Origin of the sequence: Exiguobacterium sp. s150 (genome assembly GCF_018618435.1) — a bacterium.
Classification (GTDB): Bacteria; Bacillota; Bacilli; order Exiguobacteriales; family Exiguobacteriaceae; genus Exiguobacterium; species Exiguobacterium alkaliphilum.
Window position 1 is genome coordinate 61,589 of record NZ_JACSMC010000001.1, and the last position, 16,667, is coordinate 78,255.

A 16,667-nucleotide genomic window follows, 5' to 3' on the forward strand; every position below is an offset into this window, starting at 1 on the left:
ACGATAACTTCTTCATGCCTAGCGTTATCTGTCATTTCCTAGGCCGGTCTTCGCTTTGTCGTCCAAAAAAAGTTCAAGTTCTGCGAGCGCCGTCTCGATTGGTCCTTCGATTCGGTCGACGGCGGGCAGACTATTGAGGAATTGCTTGCCGTAACGCGTCGTCTCGACACGGCGGTCAAAGACGAAGATGGCGCCGTAGTCGTCTTTCGAACGAATCAACCGGCCGACCCCTTGTTTGAAACGGATGACGGACTGTGGCAGGGACAGTTCAAAGAATGACGATTTTCCGGTCGCCTCAATCTTCTCACCCCGGGCTTGCATGACGGGCTGGTCCGGCGGTGCGAACGGTAGCCTGACGATGATGAGACACGTGAGCGCCTCGCCTGGGATGTCGACGCCTTCCCAAAAGCTAGCCGTACCGAACAAAATCGACTGATCGATGCGCTTGAACTGCTTCGTCAACCGACTTCTCGATCCGCCGCTGACACCTTGGGCGAGAAGCGTATATGCTTCGTCAAGTTGGTCTTTCACCGCCTCATGCGTCAGGCGTAGCAGTTCGTTCGAAGTGAACAACACGAGCATGCGCCCTTTTGTGACGTTGGCAATCTTTGCGATGGCGTCCGCGGTCTGTTCGACGAACTGTGGGAGCGGCACTTCATTGATGAGCGGGAGGTCGGACGGGACGAACAGCTTCGCCTGCCGTTTGAAATCAAACGGCGACGGCAAGACGACACGCCGCACGTCTTCCCCGTCTAACCCGAGCCGACGCTCGATGAAGCCGAACCGTCCCGACACCGTCATCGTCGCCGACGTCAAAATCGTCGGCCGCTTGTTGAACAGCCGCTCGTGGAGCAACGGACCAATCTCGACCGGTTGCGTGTAAACCGAAGTCAGCTTTCGATTCGCTAGGTTCAGCTCGACCCAACTGACCGAGTCGTCATCCCGGGCGAGCATCGTCTCGAACAAGACGCTCTCGAGTTCGCGCACATCCCCGATAAACGCCTTGAAGTCCGCGATGACGGCCCGTTGCTTGAACGTCATATGTTCTTTATTTTCATCAAGAAGGCGGTGCATCTGCCGGAGCGACATCCGCAATGTCCGTAGTTTCGATTCGAGTCGTCTCGCCACTTCCCGAATCGGCTGGAAGGCGTTCCCTTCCCGTTCAAAGCGCACCGTTTGACGCGGCTCTTTCTTCTTGCCGAGCGAGTAAAGCGCCGTCAATAGGTCATCGAGCTCCGCGTCGACTCCTGCGAGCGCGACGTCCGTGTCACGGCTGAACGCCTCCGTCTCTTCTGACACCGACGTCAGATCGGCGAGTTGCAACAACCGTGAGTGAAACTTCCCATCGGCCCCGTACCCGAACCATTTGAACACACGGTCGAATTGGAGCGCATCGAACGTGACACCGAAATGATGGGACGCGACTTCCTCAACTTGGTGCGCCTCGTCAAGGACGAGCGGTGTATCGGTCGGCAAAATCCCGGCCTGATGCTGAAGGTCGGAGAATAAGAGCGCATGGTTCGTCACGATGATATCCGCCTCTTTCGAGCGCAAGACGGCCCTTGTGAAGAAGTCCCGGCTATACCATGGGTCGAAGCGCCCGAACTCCGAGGCCGCGTCCGCTTGAATCAACCGTTTGAACGAGGCAGGCCCTTGTGTGGCCGCTCCAGGTAGCGATAGCTCCTCTAGGTCGCCCGTCTCGGTCTCCGTCAACCAGACGAGCACCATCGCTTTGCACATCCCCGTGAGCAGTCCGTCCGTCTTTTCCTCGAGGACCGCCTCGAACTTCCGTAAATCGATGTAGTTGCGGCGACCTTTCAACAGCGTGAACGCCACTTCCGGGAATATCGCCTGTAAAATCGGCAAGTCCCGATTGAGCAGTTGTTCCTGCAATTGAATCGTATGTGTGCTGACGACGACGGGCCGCTTCGTCTCGAGGGCATGGTGTGCACTCGGGATGAGGTAGGCGAGCGTCTTCCCTGTCCCCGTCCCCGCTTCGACTAACAAGGTCGCCTCGTCGTCGAGCGCCTTGTAGACGTGCCGCATCATCTCGAACTGGCTTTGTCGCGGCTCGAACTGATGGAACAATGACGGAAGCGTCTCTTCGATCGTCCGATGGAGGAACGGCTCGAACGGTTCGCGTTCGACGGCTTCGACGTGCGAATCGATCAGACGGCGAAGCGCGATTTTCCGATGAATGTCATAATTCGTTTCGTCATCCGGACGAATACCGACCTCGACAATCAACTCATCGAGTAACGGTTCGATGTTGCTCGTCCAAGACTCCGACAAGCGCCGGAGCTGTTTGAGCGTCACGACCGGCAGATCTCGGAGCCGTTCGATTTGACGGATGAACAGCTCTGCCGTAGCCTCGGCATCACTGAGCGCCCGGTGCGCATCCGTATGCACCAGGTCGAACGTGCCGGAGAGCGCCTCGAGGGCGTGACTTTCAAGGGTCGGGTAAAGGATTCGGGCCAGTTCGACCGTGTCGATGGCCCGTCCTTCAAACCGCATATACCCGGCCTGCTCCAAACTTTCATTTAAAAAATTCAAATCAAAGGTCACGTTGTGGGCGACAAAAATACGACCGTCCAAACGCTTCCATATTTCAGGGATCACTTCTTCAAATGTCGGGGCATCCGCCACATCATCATCGGTGATCGTCGTCAACTGCGTGATAAAGGGTGGGATTGGACGACTCGGTCGAATCAAGGTACTGTAGCGCTCAATCACTTCACTCCCTTGTACGACTACCGCCGCGAACTCAATCAGTTCGTCGCCGGATTTAACGGAATGACCGGTCGTCTCTAAATCCACTATCACATAAGTGTCCATAACATCCATCCCATCTTCGGCACGCGCGTGCTTGCTATCTGTCTCATCTTACCATAGAACGAAAGACGAAAAAACGGGGACGCCTATACTAGACGCCCCCGTTCGCTTCACAATACTGTGTGTGCAATCTCTTCATAGAGCAATTGGTCGACCTCGTTGCGTTCGTTCAAGACGGCCACTTTCGGACGATGCATTTTCGCTTCTTCCGCCGTCATTTGACCATACGCCATGATGATGACGACATCGCCGACTTGGAAATGTCGCGCTGCGGCCCCGTTCAAACAAATGACGCCTGAGCCGCGCTCGCCTTTGATGACGTATGTCTCGATGCGGGCCCCGTTATGGTTGTTCGTGATGTGCACATGTTCGTTTTCCATAATGCCGACCGCATCCATCAAATCCTCATCGATCGTGATGGAGCCGACGTAATGCAAGTTCGCCTCGGTGACGGTCGCCTTGTGTAGTTTCGCGTGCATAAATGTTCGAATCATTCGATTCATCCTCTCTTCCAAATCACATTATCAATCAGGCGGGCCCGTTCGAACTGCACCGCCACGGCAATCAATAGTTCGGTCGATGCCGAGGTCGCCTCGGTCAACGTCGGATAGTCTTTCACTTCGACATAGTCGATCATGCTATTCGGAATGTTTTGCAACCGTTCCTCGAGTCGTGCCATCACGTCTCGGAGCGGCTCGCCGTCTTCAAGCGCGTCGTACGCATCGGTCAAGGCGCGGTTGATTTCGCTCGCATCCGTTTTTTCCACGTCTGACAGATAGACGTTCCGTGACGACTTCGCGAGGCCTGACGGTTCGCGAATAATCGCACAGCGACGAATCTCGACCGGGACGAAATAGTCGCGGACGTAACCTTCGATTAGAGCGACTTGTTGCGCATCCTTTAATCCGAAATAGGCGCGTGTCGGACGGACGAGATTGAACAGCTTCGATACGACGGTCAAGACGCCATCGAAATGACCGGGACGACTCGCCCCGCATAAGACGTCCGCGCCGGTCCGTACCGTCACCCGTGCCATATCGAGCGGATACATCGTCTCGGTCGTCGGATAGAACAACACGTCGACACCTGCCTCACGGGCGAGCGCCTCGTCTCGCTCAAAGTCACGCGGGTAACGGTCAAGGTCCTCGTTTGGCCCGAACTGGGTCGGGTTGACGAAGATGCTCATGACGACGAGATCGTTCTCGGCTTTGGCCGCCTCGACGAGACTGAGGTGCCCTTCATGTAAATAGCCCATCGTCGGGACGAAACCGATCGTCCCGGCGTCTGTCAACAGTTGCTGCAACGCGCTCGGTGTCGTGACGATGTTCATGCCTTGCCCCCGTAGAGCGTGTCGAGCAAAGACTCGTCCATCGTGAACGTGTGCCGCTCGAGCGGGAATGAACCGTCTTTCGTCGACTCGACATAATGGCGAATTGCCGTCGTCGCCACTTCGTTCACGTCGGCATACGCCTCGACGAACTTCGGTAACCGGTCGACCCCGTATTTCAAGATGTCGTGATAGACGAGCACTTGCCCATCGACGTCGGCCCCTGCCCCGATGCCGATGACCGGAATCGTGAGCGCCGCGGCGATCTTTTTCGCCAATTGGTGCGGGACACACTCTAACACGAGCATCTTCGCACCGACACGCTCGGCCTCGAGGCTGTCGGCAATCAACTGTTCGGCATCCTCAAGTGACTTGCCTTGTACTTTGTAGCCTTCGAGCACGCCGACCGATTGCGGCGTGAGACCGAGATGGGCGACACAAGGCATGCCGACCTTCGTCAGCCGCTCGATTGTCTCGAGCACCTCGCCCGCCCCTTCGAGCTTGATGGCGTCGGCTTGTCCGTCCTGGAACAAGGACGCCGCGGCTTGGAGCGTCCGGTCAAAATCACCGTGATAGGTCGCAAACGGCATATCGACGACGACGAACGTGTCACGCGCCCCGCGGCGTACCGCCTTGGCGTGATGAATCATATCTGCCGTCGTCACAGGAATCGTCGAGTCGTAACCGAGTACGACCATCCCGAGCGAATCGCCGACCAAGATGATGTCGACCCCCGCCGCCTCGGCGAGTTTCGCCGACGGGTAGTCGTAGGCGGTCAACATGACCAGCTTCTCTTCTTGTTTCATCTTTTTGAGTAGTGAAGTCATCGTGTGCATAAAATTCTCCTCCTAATTGGGAGACAGGAAAGAAAAAGCGCCTTCTTATCGACAAGAAGGCGCACGAAAGCAAACTCAAGGGTTGAGTGTCCTTCTGTCCCTGTCAAAATGATCAAGGCAGACAAAAATGTGAGTGACGGTCTGCAGTCCGGTACACTTCGCGAGCGATAGCGTCCGACACACTCATTATAGACCACGTCAAGCATTCATTCAATCATTCCAAACTGCGATTTCAGCAGAGTAAATCGGTTCGATTTCCGCTCCCGTCTCCAGTAAGAGCGCACCTTCAAACGAGATGCCACGCATGACCCCGGTCTTCGTCCTTCCACCCGTCGTCAACGTGATCATCTCATCGATGAAAGCTGCGTTGTGAAGCCAATGTTCACGAACCGGGGAGAAGCCCGCCTCAAGGAACAGATCGTACTCCTTCTCGAGGTCTTCTAACAAACGAGCGAGCAATTCGCTGCGGCGGTGGACGATGCCCGTCTCGCGCTTGAGTGACGTCGCGCGATGGAGGAGTTCTTCTGGGATCGTCTCGCCGTTGACATTGAAGCCGAAGCCGAGGATGACCGCTTGAATCCGGTCGCCCTCGGTTTGCATCTCCGTCAAAATCCCGCCGATTTTCTTCCCGTTCAAGAGCAGGTCGTTCGGCCATTTGATCGTTGCGGCAATCCCTTCACGGTTGAGAGAGCGGGCGAACGCGCTCGCCGCCATGAGGGTTAATTTCGACGCGTCTCGAATCGGCAAGTCCGGACGTAAAATGACGCTCGCCGCAATATTGACCCGGCTCGGATTGTACCATTGTCGTCCGAGTTGTCCGCGGCCGGCCGTCTGTTCTTCGCTGATGACAATCGTCCCTTCCGCCGCCCCTCGTTGAGCGAGCTCGTGGGCGATCCGTTGCGTCGTGTCGACTTGGTCGTACGCGTGAACGTGTTGCCCGAAACGGCCACGCCGGACGGAGACGAACGCCGTCTCATCGAAGCGGTCGTTCTGCTCAAGCAATTGATACCCTTTTCGTGGAATCGTCTCGATCGCGTAACCGTCTTGTTTTAACGTCTCGATATGCTTCCAAATAGCGGTACGTGAAATATTTAATTGCCGGGCCAACTCCTGCCCGCTCCAAACCGCCCCGTCTTGCAAGAGGCTCAAGACCTTTCCTCGTGTCGAAGCCATGCGCCTGCCTCCTTCCGTAAAATCGTCTCCTCGTTCGAGAGCTCGCCGTGGAGCACCACTCGTTCCAGATGGGCAAGTAACTGTTTAATCGTCGCGCCTTTCGCCCCGATGGCGATGGCGTCACGACCATCGAAACGAAGCTCACTGCGACGTTGAATCGGCAATGCCCGCTTCAACTCGAGGGCCCGGTCCGTCCGGCCTTCCATCCGTAAGTACGTGTCGAGCGTCGCCTCGGGCGTGTCGTAAATCGCGAACGTGTCGAGGCCGGTCGAGAGCAACCTAGCGAGCCGACTTGCTTCACGTTTGGTCGCGTTCGACCGTTTCCAGGCAGCGAGCCAATTCGCGTCACCCGCGTGATAGAGTAAGAGCGCCCAGCCGCCGAGCGCGTTGACCGGTCTCCGGTCGTCGTCGATGACCTTTTCCAAGAGATGGCGATCCATATCCGGCAAGTGGGCATGAATCCCGGCCGCCATGAGCGACGAGAGCGCCCGCTTATAGGCCGGACCCGCCATCAGCTTCTCGAACTCGATGGCGATGCGCTCCATGGCGATATGGCGAAGCTTGTGCCCGAGCGCCGAGGCTGCGCGGACGAGTTCCTCGTCGAGTGTGAAGTCGAGCTGGGCCATAAAACGGAACGCCCGCATGATGCGGAGGGCGTCCTCGTCGAACCGTTCGTACGGGCTCCCGACGGTTCGGATGACTTTCGCTTCGAGGTCGAGCCGTCCGCCGAACAAGTCGACGACGTTGCCGTCGTGGAACGCCATCGCGTTCATCGTGAAATCGCGTCGGAGCAAATCCTCCTCGAGTGAGACGCCGAGGGCGACGTGGTCGGGGCGACGCGAGTCGGAGTACGTACCTTCCGAGCGGAACGTCGTCACTTCGAACGGGTGATGGTCTAAGATGACCGTCACCGTCCCGTGGTCAATCCCGGTCGGCACCGCCTTCGGGAAGAGCGCGAGCACCTCGTCCGGGAAGAGCGACGTCGCGATGTCGATGTCGTCCGGCAAATGTCCGAGCATATAATCCCGGACGGCGCCGCCGACAATATACGCCTCGCCGCCGCAGGCGTTAATCGTTTCGATAATCTGTTTTGCGTATTCCCACTCTGTCATACGCGCACCACCCGTTCATAAAGTGATTCGTAGGCGGACACGATATCGGCCGAAGCGAACTGTTTGGCCCGTTTCAACCCGTTTTCCCGTAACCGCATCTGTAGCGCCTTGTCGAGCAAGATGTTCTCGAGCGCTTTTGTCGCCCCGGCGACGTCACCACGGGCGACGACGAACCCTTCCGCCCCATCGGTGATCACTTCCGGCAAGCCGCCGGCGTCCGAGACGACCGACGGGATGCCCGTCGCCATCGCCTCGAGCGCGACGAGACCGAACGCCTCTTTATCCGATAACAGGACGTGCACGTCACTGATCGCTAACAGTTCCGCGACTTGTTCTTGCTTCCCGGCGAAGATGACGTCTTGCTCGAGCGACAACTCGCTCACTTGGCGGCGCATCGCCCCCATGAGCGGGCCGTCCCCGACGAGGAGCAGTTTCTTATCCGGCACGTCCATCCGGTCGAACGCTTCGAGGACGAGATCGATCCGTTTCACTTGGCGGAAGTTCGAGACGTGGATGACGACATGGTCCGATTCGGTCAAGCCGTAACGTTCCCGAAGTGACGAATCATCGAGCGGACGGTACACCGACTCGTCGATGAAGTTATGGATGACGTCAATCGACAAGTCGGACCCGATCCGTTCGAGCGTCTCTTGCCGCAGGCTATCGGACACGGCCGTGATGGCGTTCGATTGCCGAAGCCCGTATAGGATGGCCGGTTTCAGCTCCTCATCCTCCCCGAGGACGGTAATATCGGTCCCGTGTAGCGTCGAGACGATCGGGATGTTCGTCCCGGCCATCTCGCGCCCGAGCGCGGCACAGACGGCGTGCGGCACGGCGTAATGCGCATGGATGACGTCGAGACCGAACGCCTGGATGACGCTCGCGATCTTCGAGGCGAGCGTAATGTCGTACGGTGGATAGCGAAACACCGAATATTGATTGATCTCGACCTGATGGAACGTGATGTTCGGATGATACGCGTTCAATCGGAACGGGATGCTCGACGTGATGAAATGGACGTCATGGCCGCGGTCGGCGAGCTTCATCCCGAGCTCGGTGGCGAGAATGCCCGACCCCCCGACCGATGGATAACAAAGGACACCAATCCGGAGCTTCATGCGAGCCCACCCGCCTTCCTGACGGCGTAAGGCTTGACGGTCATCAAGCCTTCGGCGTACGTCGTCCCGATTAAACTGCCGAAATGCCTCTCCCGGGCCCGCACGCGCTCGATGTATTCATCTGTGAGCGGGGTGCGGACGCCGTCGACGGGCATGAATTGGCTCTCATACGCAGACAAGGCACGCAGCTTCGTCTCCATCGTCTCGCTGATGTCGATGCAGACGTCAGGCGTCTCGAGCGCGTTAATCATATATTGATAGACGCTGTCCGGTCGATACGCCGGCACGTCCGGTAAGTATTTACGAATCCCGGCGTTAAAGAGCGCCTCCTCGACGAGCCGGGCACAGGCCCGATGGTCGGGATGACGGTCGACGCCGTACGGATACAAGACATGCGTCGGACGCTCGGTCCGAATCAACCGTACGAGCGTCTCGATTTGGATTTCGTCCCCGGTCAGTCCACGGTCCGGGAACCCGAGATTGAGGCGACGAACCCCGAGCACGTCGTCGGCGTATCCCGCCTCGACGGCGCGCGTGTCGACGTCCCCGTTCGAGGACAGCTCGGCCCGCGTCAAATCGACATAGACGACCTCGATGCCGTCGCGTCTCCATTGGGCCGTCATCCCGGCGATACCGATCTCGATATCGTCCGGATGGGCCCCGATTGCTACTATTTTCATAATCAATCACCTCTTCTGTGAAAAGTATATCGGACTCCTCCGCGAATGTCATATGTAGAGGGTAGGCAATCGAGAGGTTTTTCGAGTACTCTAGGAAATGGGAGGTGAACGAAATGACGGTCCAGTTACCGATTCGTTTTCGCAATATTATCTTTATCTTAATTGGTTCTTTCATTTTTGCGTTCGGGGTGTATCACTTCAACGTACAAAACAATTTGGCCGAAGGTGGCTTCACCGGGATCACGTTGATTCTGCGCGGCTTGTTCGACTGGTCGCCCTCGATCACGAACTTGGCGCTCAACATCCCGCTCTTCTTCGTCAGTTATAAGCTGCTCGGGCGGACGACGTTCATCTATACGCTCATCGGGACGTTCAGTTTCTCGCTCTGGTACGCGCTCGTCGCCAAGTACTCGAACCTCGTCATCGATTTGACCGACGACATGGTGCTCGCGAGCTTGTTCGCCGGGCTCTTCATCGGCGTCGGCCTCGGCATCATCTTCAATAACGGCGGCACGACCGGCGGCGTCGACATCATCGCCCGCCTCGTCCAGCGCTATGTCGGATGGTCGATCGGGAAGACGTTCCTCGTCTTCGACTTCTTCGTCATCGTCCTCAGTTTGACGTATCTCGACATCCGCGAGGCGATGTACACGCTCCTCGCCGTCTATGTCGGGGCTCGCGTCATCGATTCGATGCAGGAAGGAACGTACGCCGGCAAGGCCGCGATGATCATCAGCGACCATCGGACGGCGATCGCTGACGGCATCCACGCGACGATGAATCGTGGGACGACACGCCTCATCGCCAAAGGTGGCTACTCGAACAAAGAGCTCGAGGTGCTCTATGTCGTCGTCGGTCGCAACGAGGTCAACCGCCTGAAGACGATCGTCAAACAGATCGACCCGCACGCCTTCGTCACGTTCCATCACGTGTACGAGGTCGGCGGGGAAGGCTTCACGTTCGACGAGAATCGGGTCCCACTGAAGTAATCGAAACCTCAGAGACATCAAACAAGCCACCGGCAGCGAACTCGCTGCCGGTGGCTTGTTTTTTAACGGTTGTTCGCCTCGTCATCGTTCGATTCGGACGATCTCAAAGTCGAGCGTCCCGCCCGGTGAAACGATTGAAACGGTTTGGCCGACGACGCCCCCGATTAACCCGCTACCGAGCGGCGACGTGTCGGCAATCGTGTCTTTCGTCAAATCGGCTTCGTGTTCACCGACGATGCGGTACGTCTCTTCATCCCCACCGGGTATCTCGCGGATGACGACGCGGCTGCCGAACGCGACGACGTCTGAGCGGCCCGTCTCGACGATGACGGCATGAGCGAGTAGCCGCTCGAGTTCGACGATCTTTGACTCGATCCGCGCTTGTTCCCGGACCGCGTCCATATACGTCACGTCTTCTCGAAAATCACAGAACTTCCGGGCCGCCTTGACGCGTTCGAGCGCCTCGCGCCGGCTGTCGCCTCGCAGCGTCTCGAGCTGTTCCTGCAAGCGGTGGCGCCCCGCTGTCGTCAATTGTGGTTGATGCATCGGTTGCTCCTTTCGAAAGCGAAATGAAAAAATCCCGTCACGTGGACGGGACTGATGATTCTACTCATCACGTGGCATGAAGACGATGAGCGCCAAACGGATGAGTTCCGCGACCGCGACGAGCGTGGCGGCGACATATGTCCAAGCTGCGGCGTTGAGCACTTTTCGTGCGCCTGACTCTTCGTTCGCCGTGACGATCCCGTGGCTCGTCAATTCGGCCATCGCCCGTTTCGAGGCATCGAACTCGACCGGAAGCGTCACGAGTTGGAACACGACCGCACCGAGCATCATGATGACACCGAGCTGAGCGAGTCCTAAGGCACCTAACAAGAATCCGCCGAGGAGGAGCGGGAACGACAAGTTCGACGTGATGTTGACGACCGGGACGAGACGATGGCGGACGCGCATCATCTTATAGTCGGTCGCATCTTGGATGACGTGCCCGATCTCGTGCGCCGCGATGGCTGCTGACGAGATCGTCGAGCCTTGATACACTTCACGTGACAAGCGGACGACTTTGTTGACCGGGTCGTAATGGTCGCTCATCAGTCCGTCGACCATCTCGATGCGCACATCGTTGACACCGTTTTGCTTCATGATGAAGTCTGCGACTTGCGCGCCGGTGACACCGCTTTGGAGGCGTTGCTGTAAAAATTTCTTATACGTACTTTTCACTCGCATCTGAGCCCATAGCGGGATGAGCATAATCAGTGCAAGATAGAAAATATAACCACCTAATGACATTTTCTATATCACCTCTGCGTGTATTTGATAGTTCAATTTTACATTCTCATGACCTTATTATCAAGTGAAGTGCGTAGGACGAGCACATATCCCACAAAAAAACACAATCCTGTCAGCCAAAACGACCCGTATCCGATCCACATGATATGTTCGGCTAGCGCGGGGTAACGTGGCCATTGGCCGAGCACATAATCGACGACGTCGTTATGGATGACCCAAACGAGCGTCAACACGAACGAGCGTATCGTCCACGTCATGAACGGGGCGTAAAGGAGCGCCTGGACGGCCATGGCGCCGTGCGACACCATGAGCATGAGTGCCATGAGCACCGTGAACGTGTCGGCATCACTACCGAGCGTCCGTAAGAACAAGACGTTCATGACGACGGCCCAGACACCGTATTTGATTAAAGTAATGAAGGCGAGCGTCTCTAGGAGTGGCGATCGCTTGCCGAAAATCCAAAGACCGAGCACGACCGTGAAGAAGAGCGAAGCCGTCGGACTATCCGGCACGAATGGCCAGTAGATGAGCGGCGTATCCCGCAGTTGTGGCTCGTACCAGATGTAACCGTAAATCGTACCGAGCAAGTTGATGACGAACAACACGCTGAGCACGGCTTTATGTCTCAAGAAAGGATACCAAACGTTATGTAACATGTTCAAACCGTCCTTTTTTCCTTATTGTAGCGCGAGCCGAAGGGAAAGTAAAAACGCGCGGCCCAATTGGACCGCACGCGTTGGATTACTGGTTGTTTTCGCCGCCTTCACCGTATGAAGCGATGAATTCAGCCATAGCTTGAAGATCTTCATCCGAACCGTCCCATTGACCGGCTGGCATTGCGCCAATCCCGTTCACAGAGATTTCGGCAATCTCTTCTGCCGAGTAAGTCGTACCGACGAGCGGTGGGGCTGCAGCGCCACCTTCTAGGTTTTGACCGTGACAGTTGACACATGATTGGGCCGCATAGATTTCATAACCTGGGGCCGCCGTGTCAATCTCTGGGCCTTCACCCGGGACGACAAGGATACCTTGCTCATGGACTTGGTCCCAGTGCGTCGTTTGTACCGACTCCCACGTCAAGTAGACGATCGAAAGGATACCAAGCAACATGAACGTTGTCGAGACTGGGCGTCTCGCCGGTCGGCGCTCGAGCCCTTGGTCAAGCCATGGTGCAATCAAAAGCGCCGTAAAGGCGATTCCCGGCATGATGACCGTACCGAGTAAAATCCAATCCCCTGCTGCAAACTGATATTTGAGCAATTGATACAAGAACAAGAAATACCAGTCCGGAAGCGGAATATATGACGTGTTCGTCGCATCAGCGATGTTTTGAAGTGGCGCAGCTTTAACAATCGTCAAAGCAATGAATCCGATCAAGAAGACTGATCCGACCATCCACTCTTTAAGCAAGAAGTTCGGCCAAAACGCTTCTGTGCGTCCTGGGTATTCTGAATAGTCTTTTGCAATGTTCTGTTTCCGATTCGAGATTCCTACTCGAGAGTCGGTCACAAATTTCATCCCTTTACCGCGATGCATATCGTTTCTCCTCCTTTTTGTCTTCGAATCGGCTTAAAGCGGTCCAGATATTCCTTGTTTACGAATCATCAAGAAGTGAGCCCCAAGGAGTCCGAACAAGGCCGCCGGTAAGAAGAAGACGTGAATGGCGAAGAAGTTCGTGAGCGTCCGGGCGCCGACGATCTCACCACCGGCGAGAAGCGTTTTGGCGATGCCACCGATGACCGGGACACTCTCAGCAATCTGAAGCGTAACTTTCGTCGCGAACAACGCTTTCATATCCCAAGGCAACAAGTAACCTGTGAGACCGAGCGCCAAGACGACGAAGAAGAGCAAGACGCCGACGACCCAGTTGAGTTCGCGCGGCTTTTTATAAGAGCCTGTAAAGAATACGCGGAGCGTATGCAAGAACAACATGACGATCGCAACCGATGCGCCCCAGTGATGCATCCCACGGACGATTTGACCGTGTGCGATCTCGTTTTGTAAGTAGTAGACCGACGCGTGCGCGTTGATGATGTCAGGTACGTAATACATCGTCAAGAACATCCCTGACAAGATTTGAATCACGATCGTAAAGAACGTCAAACCGCCGAAGCAATAGACAAATGCTGAAAAGTGATGGGCAGGGTTGACGTGTTCTGGTACTTCATGGTCAGCGATGTCGCGCCATAACGGCGTGATGTCGACGCGTTCATCGACCCAATCATAAATTTTTTGTAACATCGGCTATTCCCCCTCTCACAACTGTGTGACCGGACTGCCCAAGTATAGGAATCCGTCTTTTTCTTCTTTTTCATAACGGGCAAGTGGTGATGTCGGAGGCGTACCTGGAATGTTCGTCCCGTCCTTCGTATAACGACCGAAGTGGCACGGGCAGAAAAATTCTGTTGGACGCGTCGGATCGCCGCCGTATCCTACTTGACAGCCGAGGTGCGTACAGATCGGAGACAAGGCGATCACCTCTCCGCTCTCATCTTTGAAGACCCATGCTGAGAGCGTCTCTTCGAACTCATACCATGCATCTTGCGTTTGTTTTTTAAAGTCGACACGTTGCGGCTCAGTCGTGATGTCATCGAGACTCATCACTCGAACTTTGTCACCCGCATCCGATCTTTTAAGTACCGGATCGATTGCAAAGTTGACCATCGGACTGATCAATGTTGCCGCCATAAAGCCACCTACTCCAGTCAGTGTGTACGTTAAGAACTGACGGCGCGTGACTTTTGACCCTTTTTGAGCCATTTCGTTCCCCCCTCATTCGTGTGCATAACCCCATAATTCTTTATGCATTCTTCACAAAAATTTCTCACTCAACAAAATAGTATATCAATAAAACCTCTACGTCAACCGCTTCATGTCGCCATCCAACGGGCAGAAAGCTCTGTGATGACTTGTGTCGCAAAATTTTGAACCATCGTGTGCGACTGCTCGCCCGACATCCCTTTCAACGCTAACGGCGGCACGAAGATGATCGGTAAATCGAACGCTTTGAAGCGGACGTCTGAAGAGATGAACAACACGTGAGAGAAACCCGACGCCGTCGCTCTCTCGAGGACGGTCTCCGCAAGTAAAGAGCCGGTTTCCACGTCGACGTAACTAAGCGTCGGGCAGAGCATCGTTCGTCCAGAGAGCTGTCGTTCCGTCTCGAGCGCCACCGCCTGGATGACCTCGTTCCCTTCAGCTTTACGGACCATCTCCTCGTCGAACGCGAGTTCGACGAGCGGGACGACGAGCGTATCGACGTATTGTCGTTCCGTGAGCGACTTTCGCGCATCAATACTATCGAACCTCATCTTTCCCCTCCTCTCTAGACATGATTCATCATGTCTATTGTATCGCACCTCCGTTCATTGCTTGTTCAAACTTATGAACGAAATGTGAAATTATTGTGTATTCCTACGTCATTAATATACCAAAAAACAAGCGCTACCCATAACGGAAGCGCTTGTTTTTCCTAAAATAATTTTGAGGCTCGAACTTGATGGAGTTTACTCGTCAAGTTGCGGAACAACTTCTCATCACGTCGGTCGAGCGCCTCGTCGATTTCGACGAGCAATCGTTCTTCCTCGAACTGGGCGACCGAGGCACGGATGACGGTCTGTGCCGATGTCGTCACTTCGTCTTTCACTTCGGCAACGGGTTCGAACGGGTTCGGCTCGACAATGTCAATCCAATTCTCGTCAATCATCATGCCCTGGAAATTGAGTTCGACATAAATCGCCCCGTCATGAAGGCGAATGTCGTGATACGCCTTTTCCGGATTGACCGTGACAAGGTCCCCACGACGGTATCGAAACGGTTCCCCGTCAAAGCCGTACGCTGTCATCACGAGGCTTCGCGGGGCGACGGACGCGTTCGTCACAAAATGGACGTTGCCGAGTTTCTCTGGATGCCTGAGCCAATAATCGATAATCCATTTGGCCTCTCGCTTACGCAACGTATGATGAGCGAGGAATCGCTTTAAAAAGTTCTTTTTCCGCTCCACCATGTGACCCCATCTCCTTTTTTATCGATTAATCGCGGTCCGCCAACGAGTCGAGCCGTTCTTCGAGCATTTGTCGGTCGTCCACGTCTGCAGTAAGCGCAAGCGTTTGCTCTAGCGTACGCTTCGCCTTATCGCGCTGTCCTTCTTCTACTAACAGTGTAGCCCATTCGTTCGCAAAAGACACGTCCTCTTTATAAACGTCTTCAATCGATTCATATAAAACGACGGCGTCTTCGTACGCCTCGAGTTCATAGGCGGCTTTTGCCTTGTACCACGTCATGAGCGGTGATGTCGAGTGGTCTTCGAGGGCGTCGATCGTCTCGATGACGGCATCCATGTCCCCAGCTTCAAACAAGACGGACAAGAGCAATTCAGTCGCCTCAAGCGATTCGGGGTTCAAGGCGAGCGCTTCACGCAGCTCGTTTACCGCTTCGTCGGTCGCACCTTGACGCAAGAACAGTTTTGCCTTCACTGTCCGCAACTCGTCGTTATAATCGTCTCGTTCAATCCCGTGGCTAATCATCTCGAGCGCCTCATCGATTCGCCCGAGCGCCTCGAGCGCTTCCGTATATGGAAGATAGAGCGACGTGAAGTCCGGGTCCATCGTCCGCAACTCCTCGAACTGTTTGACCGCGACCTCGTCACGCCCGATGCGGTGGGCCGTCATCGCATGCCCGAACACGGTATTCAAGTTTCGGTCCGTCGACTTCTCGTATTCCACGAGCGCCTCTTCGAACGACCCAATCATCGTGAGCGCCTCGGCATAATCGGCTTGATAATCGATCTCTTCAGGCAACGCCAGATGCGGCAGTCGCGCATAGAGCGGGACGGCTTGTTCGAACGACCCGATTGACGCGTAAAGTTCAGCGAGCCCATAGACGAGCAGCGGTTCGTCCGGATTCGTCTCGAGTGCCTCGAGCAGTTTTTTGACGGCGACTTCGTCGAGTCCTTGCGATTGATACAAATCGGCCAATAAGACGAGACTGCGGACGTGTGCCTCTCGATCTTTCGTGTCGACTTTCTCGAGCACGGCAATCGCCTCTTCTTCGCGGTCGCTATCAAGATATGCCTCGGCGAGCGACAACGCCACGTGCGGATTCCCCGCATAATCGACGTAAAGCGCGGCCAGGACGTTCACCGCGCGGTCGGCGAGTCCGAGCTCGAGATAAAGATCGGCGATGGCTAGCCGGTCTTCGTCCGAGCCCTCTTTTTCAAGCGATTCGAGATGGTGTAGGGCGTGTTCTGTCTCCCCGGCCTCGAGCATCTCGACAATATGGTTCAATTCTGATTCATCTAACATTGATCTT

Annotated in this window: 18 protein-coding genes; 1 reads left to right on the forward strand and 17 read right to left on the reverse strand. The window is 55.7% G+C overall.

All coding sequences use genetic code 11. The features are described from left to right. Nucleotides 1–24: 24 nt before the first annotated feature. The 8 genes from dinG to bshB1 all read right to left on the reverse strand — a co-directional run bounded on the left by dinG (nucleotide 25) and on the right by bshB1 (nucleotide 9,078). Nucleotides 25–2,844 (reverse strand): ATP-dependent DNA helicase DinG, encoded by a 2,820-nt coding sequence (dinG, locus tag KNP76_RS00340; protein ID WP_251137270.1) that lies wholly within the window; start codon nucleotides 2,842–2,844, stop codon nucleotides 25–27. 98 nt (nucleotides 2,845–2,942) lie between these two features. Then, a complete protein-coding gene (gene panD, locus KNP76_RS00345; protein ID WP_034809114.1) occupies nucleotides 2,943–3,326 on the reverse strand; it encodes an aspartate 1-decarboxylase in 384 nt (127 codons plus the stop codon). A gap of 5 nt (nucleotides 3,327–3,331) precedes the next feature. Next, nucleotides 3,332–4,162: a pantoate--beta-alanine ligase gene (panC, locus tag KNP76_RS00350; RefSeq protein ID WP_211779601.1), complete on the reverse strand. Its 831-nt coding sequence runs from the start codon at nucleotides 4,160–4,162 to the stop codon at nucleotides 3,332–3,334. Beyond that, nucleotides 4,159–4,995, reverse strand: coding sequence for a 3-methyl-2-oxobutanoate hydroxymethyltransferase (gene panB / locus KNP76_RS00355; protein WP_034815202.1), 837 nt, complete (start codon nucleotides 4,993–4,995; stop codon nucleotides 4,159–4,161). The genes panC and panB overlap by 4 nt, the downstream gene beginning before the upstream one ends. A 210-nt stretch (nucleotides 4,996–5,205) precedes the next feature. After that, nucleotides 5,206–6,168, reverse strand: a complete 963-nt coding sequence (locus tag KNP76_RS00360) for a biotin--[acetyl-CoA-carboxylase] ligase (protein WP_034809121.1) — start codon at nucleotides 6,166–6,168, stop codon at nucleotides 5,206–5,208. Then, nucleotides 6,141–7,280 (reverse strand): CCA tRNA nucleotidyltransferase, encoded by a 1,140-nt coding sequence (locus KNP76_RS00365; RefSeq protein ID WP_214842008.1) that lies wholly within the window; start codon nucleotides 7,278–7,280, stop codon nucleotides 6,141–6,143. The genes KNP76_RS00360 and KNP76_RS00365 overlap by 28 nt, the downstream gene beginning before the upstream one ends. After that, entirely contained in the window at nucleotides 7,277–8,398 is a 1,122-nt protein-coding gene (bshA, locus tag KNP76_RS00370; protein ID WP_034815199.1) for an N-acetyl-alpha-D-glucosaminyl L-malate synthase BshA, read from the reverse strand. The genes KNP76_RS00365 and bshA overlap by 4 nt, the downstream gene beginning before the upstream one ends. Next, the gene (bshB1, locus tag KNP76_RS00375) at nucleotides 8,395–9,078 is read right to left on the reverse strand and encodes a bacillithiol biosynthesis deacetylase BshB1 (protein ID WP_034809126.1); all 684 of its coding nucleotides are present in this window, start codon (nucleotides 9,076–9,078) and stop codon (nucleotides 8,395–8,397) included. Before bshB1 ends, bshA begins: the two co-directional genes overlap by 4 nt. A gap of 113 nt (nucleotides 9,079–9,191) precedes the next feature. Between bshB1 and KNP76_RS00380 the strand changes: the two genes are divergently transcribed. Further along, nucleotides 9,192–10,067 (forward strand): YitT family protein, encoded by an 876-nt coding sequence (locus KNP76_RS00380; RefSeq protein ID WP_034815197.1) that lies wholly within the window; start codon nucleotides 9,192–9,194, stop codon nucleotides 10,065–10,067. A gap of 81 nt (nucleotides 10,068–10,148) precedes the next feature. Here KNP76_RS00380 and KNP76_RS00385 read toward each other — a convergent pair whose 3' ends face one another. The 9 genes from KNP76_RS00385 to KNP76_RS00425 form a co-directional block, all read right to left on the reverse strand. Further along, the gene (locus KNP76_RS00385; protein ID WP_214842012.1) at nucleotides 10,149–10,613 is read right to left on the reverse strand and encodes a GreA/GreB family elongation factor; all 465 of its coding nucleotides are present in this window, start codon (nucleotides 10,611–10,613) and stop codon (nucleotides 10,149–10,151) included. 60 nt (nucleotides 10,614–10,673) lie between these two features. After that, on the reverse strand, nucleotides 10,674–11,357 hold the full coding sequence (locus KNP76_RS00390) for a zinc metallopeptidase (protein ID WP_034809132.1): 684 nt from the start codon (nucleotides 11,355–11,357) through the stop codon (nucleotides 10,674–10,676). Between the two features lie 38 nt (nucleotides 11,358–11,395). Beyond that, nucleotides 11,396–12,013 (reverse strand): DUF1405 domain-containing protein, encoded by a 618-nt coding sequence (locus KNP76_RS00395; RefSeq protein WP_211779606.1) that lies wholly within the window; start codon nucleotides 12,011–12,013, stop codon nucleotides 11,396–11,398. Between the two features lie 85 nt (nucleotides 12,014–12,098). Next, nucleotides 12,099–12,893, reverse strand: a complete 795-nt coding sequence (locus KNP76_RS00400) for a menaquinol-cytochrome c reductase cytochrome b/c subunit (protein ID WP_034809138.1) — start codon at nucleotides 12,891–12,893, stop codon at nucleotides 12,099–12,101. Between the two features lie 33 nt (nucleotides 12,894–12,926). Then, nucleotides 12,927–13,598, reverse strand: a complete 672-nt coding sequence (gene qcrB, locus KNP76_RS00405) for a menaquinol-cytochrome c reductase cytochrome b subunit (protein ID WP_021067209.1) — start codon at nucleotides 13,596–13,598, stop codon at nucleotides 12,927–12,929. Nucleotides 13,599–13,613: 15 nt separating this feature from the next. Beyond that, nucleotides 13,614–14,117: a QcrA and Rieske domain-containing protein gene (locus KNP76_RS00410; RefSeq protein WP_034815195.1), complete on the reverse strand. Its 504-nt coding sequence runs from the start codon at nucleotides 14,115–14,117 to the stop codon at nucleotides 13,614–13,616. Between the two features lie 110 nt (nucleotides 14,118–14,227). Beyond that, nucleotides 14,228–14,668 (reverse strand): DUF2487 family protein, encoded by a 441-nt coding sequence (locus KNP76_RS00415; protein ID WP_034809142.1) that lies wholly within the window; start codon nucleotides 14,666–14,668, stop codon nucleotides 14,228–14,230. A 161-nt stretch (nucleotides 14,669–14,829) separates the two neighbouring features. Continuing rightward, a complete protein-coding gene (locus KNP76_RS00420) occupies nucleotides 14,830–15,363 on the reverse strand; it encodes a ReoY family proteolytic degradation factor (protein ID WP_034808558.1) in 534 nt (177 codons plus the stop codon). 25 nt (nucleotides 15,364–15,388) lie between these two features. Further along, entirely contained in the window at nucleotides 15,389–16,660 is a 1,272-nt protein-coding gene (locus KNP76_RS00425; RefSeq protein ID WP_214842015.1) for a tetratricopeptide repeat protein, read from the reverse strand. Nucleotides 16,661–16,667 lie beyond the last annotated feature (7 nt).